This window comes from Pinisolibacter aquiterrae, from assembly GCF_019160155.1.
In the GTDB taxonomy this organism is placed as follows: domain Bacteria; phylum Pseudomonadota; class Alphaproteobacteria; order Rhizobiales; family Ancalomicrobiaceae; genus Pinisolibacter; species Pinisolibacter aquiterrae.
Genome location: NZ_JAFNIH010000034.1, coordinates 1 through 8197 on the forward strand (window position 1 = coordinate 1; position 8197 = coordinate 8197).

At 69.1% G+C, this 8197-nt stretch carries 8 protein-coding genes; all 8 read right to left on the minus strand.

The features are described from left to right. Positions 1-23: 23 nt before the first annotated feature. The 8 genes from J3S89_RS13585 to J3S89_RS13620 are packed head-to-tail and all read right to left on the minus strand — an operon-like array spanning position 24 to position 8063. Complete coding sequence (locus tag J3S89_RS13585) at positions 24-1235, minus strand: TraB/TrbI/VirB10 family type IV secretion system protein (protein ID WP_217928140.1); 1212 nt, start codon at positions 1233-1235, stop codon at positions 24-26. Beyond that, complete coding sequence (trbG, locus tag J3S89_RS13590) at positions 1232-2308, minus strand: P-type conjugative transfer protein TrbG (protein WP_217928142.1); 1077 nt, start codon at positions 2306-2308, stop codon at positions 1232-1234. Before trbG ends, J3S89_RS13585 begins: the two co-directional genes overlap by 4 nt. After that, positions 2305-2994: a conjugal transfer protein TrbF gene (gene trbF / locus J3S89_RS13595; RefSeq protein WP_217928144.1), complete on the minus strand. Its 690-nt coding sequence runs from the start codon at positions 2992-2994 to the stop codon at positions 2305-2307. The genes trbG and trbF overlap by 4 nt, the downstream gene beginning before the upstream one ends. Further along, positions 2994-4283: a P-type conjugative transfer protein TrbL gene (gene trbL, locus J3S89_RS13600; RefSeq protein WP_217928147.1), complete on the minus strand. Its 1290-nt coding sequence runs from the start codon at positions 4281-4283 to the stop codon at positions 2994-2996. Before trbL ends, trbF begins: the two co-directional genes overlap by 1 nt. Before the next feature lie 9 nt (positions 4284-4292). Continuing rightward, positions 4293-4550 carry a putative entry exclusion protein TrbK-alt gene (trbK-alt, locus tag J3S89_RS13605; protein ID WP_217928149.1) on the minus strand — a complete coding sequence of 86 codons (258 nt, stop codon included), beginning with the start codon at positions 4548-4550 and terminating at the stop codon, positions 4293-4295. Positions 4551-4560: 10 nt separating this feature from the next. Further along, positions 4561-5319: a P-type conjugative transfer protein TrbJ gene (gene trbJ / locus J3S89_RS13610; RefSeq protein WP_217928150.1), complete on the minus strand. Its 759-nt coding sequence runs from the start codon at positions 5317-5319 to the stop codon at positions 4561-4563. Beyond that, a complete protein-coding gene (trbE, locus tag J3S89_RS13615) occupies positions 5316-7775 on the minus strand; it encodes a conjugal transfer protein TrbE (RefSeq protein ID WP_217928151.1) in 2460 nt (819 codons plus the stop codon). Before trbE ends, trbJ begins: the two co-directional genes overlap by 4 nt. Before the next feature lie 12 nt (positions 7776-7787). Then, positions 7788-8063, minus strand: a complete 276-nt coding sequence (locus tag J3S89_RS13620; RefSeq protein WP_217928152.1) for a VirB3 family type IV secretion system protein — start codon at positions 8061-8063, stop codon at positions 7788-7790. Positions 8064-8197: the final 134 nt, after the last annotated feature.

Here is an 8197-nt window from a genome sequence, read left to right on the forward strand (position 1 = left end):
AAGTGCTCCGAGCTTCAACTTGGTCATGGCGTCTGCCCTCCGTAAGGCGCCAACACGAGATCACGATTGACGATGACCCGGACCGGGAACCCCGGCCGGATCGTCAGGGTCGGCTGGATGTTGAGTTGACGCTGCACGACCTGCTGGCCGGTGTTGTTGATGCTGTCGGCGGCTCCGTTGCGCACGGCCCGCACCAGATCACTCTCGGTGCCCGACGAGCCGAGCTGGGTTCCGACCCCGAGCAGGGTCGAGAGCGCCGCGGCCTTGGCGAGATCCCACCAGTGATAGTCGACCTCGTCCTGGAGCCCGGAGAGGCCGGCTGCATCCGCTCCCTGCTGGCGCTCCAGCACGATCGACTGACCGTCTGGGAGAAGCAGCCGGGTCCAGACCAGGAGGACACGGCTCTGCCCGAAGGCGACCTGGCTGTCGTATTGACCGACGAGACGAGAGCCCTGGGGGATCAGGAGGAACCGGCCCGTCGGCGTGTCGTGGACGTTCTCGCTCACCTGGGCGGTGATCTGGCCGGGGAGGTCGGAGCGAATGCCGGTGATCAGCGCCGCCGGGATCACGGTCCCGGCCTGAACAACGTAGGGCGAGGCCGCTGAGGCGAGCCGGTCGGCCGAGACGGTGCGGCGATCGACGGTGCCGTTGACGAAGGCGAGCTGCCGATCGGCCGCACTCGGCGTCGCCGGCTGTGGCGCGAGACCGAGGGCCGCGAGATCCGGCGTCACCGGCTTCACCTCCCCGGTCGGACCGGTGGAAGCCGAGCCGGCTGCCGGCTCGCGCATGACGTTGCGGGTCTCGGTCTGGGTGAAGAGCCGACTGATGCGGGCCGCCTCACTCTCCTGCGTGCGGCGCTGCTCGTCCTGGCTGATGCCAGGCACCGGCATCGGGTTGGGCAGCGGCTGTCCCCGACCCTGAGCCTCGAGGATCGGTCGCCCGAGATCCCCCGGCAGCGCCGGGCCGAGCTTCGGGATGCCGGCATAGTCCTTGGGCAAGGTCGCGAGCCCGTCGGCCGGGGCATGGTTGCCGGTGGCATAGAGCTCTTCGCCGCCCGAGCGACCGCTGCGGCTCTGCAGCGCGTAGACCAGCGCGCCGGCGATCGCCAAGGCCGAGATGCCGCCGAGCCCGATCAACACCTTGCGCGACAGACGCGTCACCCGCGGCCGTTCCCCGCGAAGCCGCAGGTCCGGTGTGACAATGCCACCCCTGCCCTTGTCGTTGCTCCCCGTCATGACCGCGGTCTCCCGTCGGTGCGGACGATGCGGACGCGCCGCTCGCTGTCCTTGTCGCCGAGGCGGAGTTCGGCGGCAGCGAAGAGCCGATCGACGACATAGTAGTTCTGGCGGGTACGGTAGTTGACCAGCTCCGAGCCACCGCTGGCGCCGATCACGAAGAGCGGCGGCATCTCGCCCTGGCCGATGCCGGAGGGGAACTCGATGAAGACCTTGGAGCCGTCGTCGAAGGCCCGCAGCGGCCGCCACGGCGGCGTGTCGCCCTCGATCTGGTAGCGGAAGTTCAGCTTCGAGACGTCGATCCCGGCCGCGACCGGCTGGACCGCCTGCGCCTCGGCGTTCTGGCCGCGCAAGGCGATGAGCTGATCCTGTGGATAGGCCCAGGAAACCGAGGCCATGTAGGCCTTCTCGGTCGAGCGGAGTTCGAGGTGATAGGTGCGTCGGTCGGTGTTGACCACGAGGTTGGTGGTGAGATCCGGCCGTGTCGGCTTCACCAGGATGTGGATCTGCTTCGACGTCCCCGTCCCGCTCTCGGTGTCGCCGATGATCCAGCGCACCGTGTCGCCGGCGGCGACCGGTCCCGAGCCGACCAGCTGCTCGCCCGCCTGAAGCGCGATGTCGGTGATCTGGCCGGTGGCGGTATAGACCTGATAGAGGGCGCCTGCGGTGAAGGGATAGACCTGGATCGCGTTGATGAAGCCGTTGCGAACCGGCTCGACCCGCGCCGCCGCATTGGCCTCGCTGACCCGGCTGGTCGGATCGGCCGCCTCCGGCGGGCTCTTGCCGCCTTTGACCGGCTTCATCTGACCGGGAAGCGGCAGCGGTTTGGGAAGCACCACCACCTCGACCGGCAGCGGCGGATCGGCGGCGACGACCGCGGGTGCGGCATCGTCATAGTCGATGTCGGGCGGGATGAACTTGTCGGAGGCACACCCGGCGAGCACGGATACGGACAGCAAGAGAACCGGCAATACGGCTCTGCGCCGATCCGTGGAACCGGATCTCCGGTTCTGCGGATCGACGACGATCAGGCGAGCCGGAAGGCCGGCTCTGTGGGATTGCGGCCGGGTCATTGTCCGAGCTCCTTCGACCAGTCGATGGCATTGACGTAGATGCCGAGGGGGTTCTTGCGCAGCCGATCGGCGTCGCGTGGCGGTTGGATCACGATCGACAGGATGGCGGTCCAGCGAGAGGTCTCGGCCAGCGCCCCGTCGGCGTAGCGCCGCTCGACCCACGCGACCCGGAAACTCTCCGGCGAGGCACGAATGACGCTGGAGACGTCGACGGCGATCTGCGCCTTGCCGACCTTGGCGAAAGGATCACCGGCACGGGCCTGATCGTTGAGAGCGAGGGCGCCGCGATCGGTGGTGAAGTCGTAGGCGCGCAGCCAGTTCTGGCGCAGGATCACCGGGTCGGCGGGGATCGAGCGGACCTCCTCGACGAAGTGGGCGAGGTGCCAGGCAATTTGAGGATCGCTCGGACGGAAGTCGGCGGTGGCGGCCGCGACACCGCGTGCCTCGCCGAGCCGATCGACCTCGACCACCCAGGGGACGACGGTGCCACGCGCCGACTGCCAGACGAGGACGCTCGCGAAGCCGGCGGCAAGTGCCAGACAGCCGAAGGCCATCAGCCGCCAGTTCTTCGCCTGGACCCGGGCCGAGCCGATGCGCTCGTCCCAGACCTGGGCGGCCTTCTGATAGGGGGTCTCCGGCACCGGCGTGGTGGCGTAGCGGACGGAGGGGCGTCGGAAGACGGACATCACGGCTCCTTCTGTGAGAGATCGACGGAGGCGCCGCCGCCATGGGCGTCACCGGAGCGAACGGCATGGGTGACGGTGGCGGCGCCATGGTTCAGCGTCTGGGCGCGTTTCATGCGCTTTGCCCAATCCGGCGTGCCGGTGGCCCCGGACGAAGAGGAAGACGAGGCCGCGCCGCCGTCGGCGCCCGCCCCCTCCCCGCTCACCGCGTGGTGACCGGCCTCGAAGCTCGAGTGCAGACTGGCGGCGGCACGCCGCAGCGGCGCGGAGACGGCGGTCGCTCCCTGAGCGGCAGCGGTGGCGAGCACCCCGGCGGTGCCATCCGAGCGATAGGCGGCGGTCGCACCACCGGCGAGCGTCGCACCGGTTTGCGCCGCTGCCGTAGTGCCGGCGCCGAGCCCCCGCGCCGCCATGCCGGTGGCGGCACCTCCGGCGAGCGCCATGCCGCCGGCGGCGAGACCAGTGCCGACGGCGGCTCCCGCCCCGAGCTGCGGGCCACCGGAGATCAGTCCGTTGGCGATGCCGGGTCCGAAGATGCCGAGGCCGAGGAGGGACAGCGCGGCAAGGACGATCGCCATGGCGTCTTCGATCGTCGGCTGGCTGCCGCCGAAGCCGGCGGTGAACTCGGAGAACAGGGTCGAGCCGATGCCGACCACGACGGCGAGCACCAGCACCTTGACGCCGGAGGCGACGACATTGCCGAGCACCCGCTCGGCGAGGAAGGCGGTCTTGCCGAAGAGGCCGAAGGGGATGAGGACGAAGCCGGCGAGTGTCGTCAGCTTGAACTCGATCAGGGTGACGAAGAGCTGGATGGCGAGAATGAAGAAGGCGAGGAGGACGAGCGCCCAGGCGAAGAGCAGCACGGTGATCTGCAGGAAGTTCTCGAAGAAGGCGACATAGCCCATGAGGCCGGAGATCGCCTCGAGGATCGGCCGACCGGCATCGAGCCCGACCCGCGCCACCTTGCCCGGCCGCAGCAGATCGGCGGTCGAAAACCCGGTTCCCGACGCCTTCAGGCCGAGGCCGGCGAAGCTCTCGAAGACAATGCGGGCGAGACTGTTCCAGTTGCCGATCAACCAGGCGAAGACCCCGACGAAGAGGGTCTTGCGGACGAGGCGAGCGACGATGTCCTCGCCCTCGCCCCACGACCAGAACAGGGCGGCGAGCGTCACGTCGATGACCACCAGGGTCGAAGCGAGGAAGGCGACCTCGCTGCCGAGGAGACCGAAGCCGCTGTCGATGTAGCGAGTGAAGACCTCGAGGAAACGATCGATGACGCCGGTGCCGCCCATGGCCTGCCCTCACTTCGATCCGAGGAAGTGACGACGGCTCTCGCCCCAGACGTCGAGGCAGGCGGCATCACGCGCGCCGGCCTCACCGAGATCGCGGCAGCGGGCGAGTTCTGCCTCGAACCGGTCGGAGGAGAGGCGCGCCGCGGGCGATCCCCTGCCCTCGCCGACCACTCGATCGGACCGGCCGCCGAACTCGATCGCCGCGACCGCGAGCGCCGAGACGACAAAGGCGAGAGCCGCAGCGCGGACGACGATCTTCGGATTCATCGCCGGCGTCTCACTGATGGAACATCTGGGCGCTGCCGGCCCGGTAGCCGGTGCCGGGGACGAGGAAGCGGCTGCGCTGCTCGCGCGCCTGATCGGCGGCGGCGGCGCGCTCGGCCGCCTCGAGGCTCTGGGCCCGGGCCTGCGCCGTGACGACCGCAGTCAGATCGGTCAACTGCTGGGTCTGGAGCGCCAGGATCTGGTTGCCGGCCTGTGCCGCCTGGAGCGCGCCGGTCGCCCCCTGGCTCGCGGTCACCAGCGACGACATCTGCGTCTTGGTGCTGTCGAGATTGCCGACGACACCGGCCTGCACCCGCATGGCGTCCTGGAGGCCGGCGACCGTCGTCTGCCAGCGCGCCTTGGCCGCATCGATCAAGGCCTGGTCGGAGGCCGAGGTCGACGCCGGGCCGTAAGTGGTGGAGAACGCTCTGTCGATGTCCTGGACGCTGTAGGCGATCTTCTGCGCCTGGGTCAGGAGCTGCTGGGTGCGCTGCACCGACTGCTGGATCTGGGCGAGCGACGATGTCGGCAGGCTCGCCAGATTGCGGGCCTGGTTGATCAGCATCTGCGCCTCGTTCTGCAGCGAGGTGATCTGGTTGTTGACCTCCTCGAGGGACCGCGCGGCGGTCAGGATGTTCTGGCTGTAGTTCCAGGGGTCGAACACCGTGACGGCCTGGGCCGGCACCGACACTGACAACGACACCGCGATCGGAGCGGCGAGTGCGGTGGCGGCGAGGAGTGCGACGCGCGCGCGGGATTGAATGCGGGTCATGACCGGACCTCCGTCGTGACGATGGGTTCGAGATTGGTGAGATCGGGGATGAGGTCGGCCGCCCAGGCGACGTCCTTCGACCTGAGCCAAGCGTCGACGAAACCGTCGCGGCCGTGCTCGGCGAGGATGCGGGCGATCGCCGTCTGATCGGTCTTCGACGAGGCCGCGGTGAAGGCCAGCGCCACCTCGCCCAGGCCGAGTTCGAACAGGCGATTGCCGCGTCGCGACTGGCAGTAGTAGTCACGCTTCGGCGTCGCCCGGGCGAGGATCTCGATCTGACGGTCGTTGAGGCCGAAGCGGCGATAGATCGCGGTGATCTGCGGCTCGATCGCCCGCTCGTTCGGCAGCAACAACCGGGTCGGGCAGCTCTCGATGATGGCGGGAGCGATGGCGCTGGCGTCGATGTCGGAGAGCGACTGGGTGGCGAAGACGACGGAGGCGTTCTTCTTGCGCAGCGTCTTCAGCCATTCGCGGATCTGGCCGGCGAAGCCCTCGTCGTCGAGGGCGAGCCAGCCTTCGTCGATGACGAGCAGTGTCGGCCGCCCGTCGAGGAGAGCTTCGATGCGGTGGAAGAGATAGGCGAGCACCGCCGGCGCCGCCCCGGTGCCGATCAGACCTTCGGTCTCGAAGGCCTGGACCGAGGCATCGCCCAACCGCTCGGCCTCGGCATCGAGCAGCCGGCCGTAGGACCCACCGAGACAATAGGGTTGCAGGGCTCGCTTCAACGCCGTCGACTGCAGCAGCACCGACAGGCCGGTGAGCGTGCGCTCGGCGATCGGCGCCGAGGCGAGCGAAGTCAGCGCCGACCACAGGTGATCCTTCACCTCGGGCGTGATGGTCGTGCTCTCACGCGCCAAGATCGCCCCGACCCACTCGGCCGCCCAGCCGCGCTCGGCGACGTCGTCGATATGGGCGAGCGGTTGCAGCGCGACCGGCTCGGCGCCGTCCTCCGACAGAGCGCCGCCGAGATCGTGCCAGTCGCCGCCGCAGGCGAGCGCCGTCGCCCGGATCGATCCGCCGAAGTCGAAGGCGAAGATCTGGTTGCGGCGATAGCGCCGGAACTGCAACGCCATCAGCGCGAGGAGCACCGATTTGCCGGCGCCGGTCGGCCCGACCACCAGGGTGTGGCCGACGTCGCCGACATGAAGCGAGAAGCGGAACGGCGTCGCGCCCTCTGTGCGACCGAAGAACAACGGCGGGGCAGCAAAATGTGTGTCGCTCTCCGGACCGGCCCACACCGCCGAAAGCGGGATCATGTGGGCGAGGTTGAGGGTCGAGACCGGCGGCTGGCGGACGTTGGCGTAAGGGTGACCCGGGAGCGACCCGAGCCAGGCCTCGACCGCATTGACCGTCTCGGCCATGCAGGTGAAGTCGCGGCCCTGGATCACCTTCTCGACGAGCCGGAGCTTCTCGTCGGCGACACGCGGGTCGTCGTCGAAGACCGTCACCGTGGCGGTGACATAGGCCGCGCCGACCTGATCGGCGCCGAGCTCCTGCAGCGCCGCATCGGCATCCGACGCCTTGTTGGCGGCGTCGGTGTCGACGAGGACCGAGGCCTCGTTGGTCATCACCTCCTTGAGGATCGCCGTGATCGACTTGCGCTTGGCGAACCACTGGCGGCGGATGCGGGTCATCAGCCGCACCGCGTCGGTCTTGTCCAGCATGATCGCCCGCGTCGACCAGCGATAGGAAAAGGCTAGCCGATTGAGTTCGTCGAGGATGCCGGGCGTGGTCGCGGTCGGGAAGCCGACGATGGTGAGGACGCGCAGATGTACCGATCCGAGCCGAGGCTCCAGCCCGCCGATCAGCGGCTCGTCGGCGAGCAGCGCGTCGAGATGCATCGGGATCTCGGGGACGCGGACGCTCTGGCGCTTGGTCGAGACGCAGGCGTGCAAGTAGGTGAGCGTCTCGCCGTCGTCGAGCCAGCCGACCTCGGGCATGAAGCCTTCGACCAGCTGCAGCACGCGCGCGGTGCGGTCGACGAAGCCGTGCAGCACCGCCTGCGCGTCGGCCCCGCTCGTGCGGTCGCGCCCCTCGTAGAGGAAGCGTTCGGCCCGCGCCGCCTCTTCCGCCGGCGGCAGGAACAGGAAGGTCAGGTAGTAGCTCGACTCGTAATGTGCCCCCTCCTCCTCGAACTCGGCCTTGCGCTCGGCCTCGACCAGCGCCGAGGCGACATCGGGAAAGCGGCTTGCCGGATAGCTGCCGGCCGGATGACGTTCGGCCTCGACGAAGATCGCCCAACCGGAGCCGAGGCGACGCAGGGCATTGTTGAGACGGCCGGCGACGCCGACCAGTTCGGCAGGAACCGCACTGTCGAGATCAGGGCCGCGAAAGCGGGCGGTGCGCTGGAACGAACCGTCCTTGTTGAGCACCACTCCGGGGGCAACCAGCGCCGCCCAGGGCAGAAAATCGGCGAGCATGGTGCTGCGACGGCGATACTCGGCGAGGTTCATCATGGTGATCGTCCCTCAGATCCCGAGGTGGGTGGGGATGCGCAGATGGCGGCGCACCACATCGACGAAGGCCGGGTCGCGCTTCGCCGCCCAGACCGCGGCGGCGTGACCGACGGCCCACAGAACGAGACCGACCAGCCACAGCCGCAGGCCGAGGGAGACGGCAGCGGCGAGCGTCCCGAGCAGGATCGCGACCGAGCGCGGCGCGCCACCGAGCAGGATCGGTTCGGTCAGCGAGCGGTGAACCGGCACCATGAAGCCCGCGACCGACATCTCGTTGGGATCGGCCATCAGACCAGCGCTCCACCGGCGAAAGAGAAGAAGGACAGGAAGAAGCTCGAGGCGGCGAAGGCGATCGACAGGCCGAAGACGATCTGGATCAGCCGGCGGAAGCCGCCGGAGGTGTCGCCGAAGGCCAGCGTCAG

Coding starts and splice junctions, on each gene's coding strand:
- trbK-alt (WP_217928149.1), bottom strand. CDS start 4,550: ATGAATCCGAAGATCGTCGTCCGCGCTGCGGCTCTCGCCTTTGTCGTC.
- trbL (WP_217928147.1), bottom strand. CDS start 4,283: ATGGGCGGCACCGGCGTCATCGATCGTTTCCTCGAGGTCTTCACTCGC.
- trbJ (WP_217928150.1), bottom strand. CDS start 5,319: ATGACCCGCATTCAATCCCGCGCGCGCGTCGCACTCCTCGCCGCCACC.
- J3S89_RS13620 (WP_217928152.1), bottom strand. CDS start 8,063: ATGGCCGATCCCAACGAGATGTCGGTCGCGGGCTTCATGGTGCCGGTT.
- trbG (WP_217928142.1), bottom strand. CDS start 2,308: ATGACCCGGCCGCAATCCCACAGAGCCGGCCTTCCGGCTCGCCTGATC.
- trbE (WP_217928151.1), bottom strand. CDS start 7,775: ATGATGAACCTCGCCGAGTATCGCCGTCGCAGCACCATGCTCGCCGAT.
- J3S89_RS13585 (WP_217928140.1), bottom strand. CDS start 1,235: ATGACGGGGAGCAACGACAAGGGCAGGGGTGGCATTGTCACACCGGAC.
- trbF (WP_217928144.1), bottom strand. CDS start 2,994: ATGTCCGTCTTCCGACGCCCCTCCGTCCGCTACGCCACCACGCCGGTG.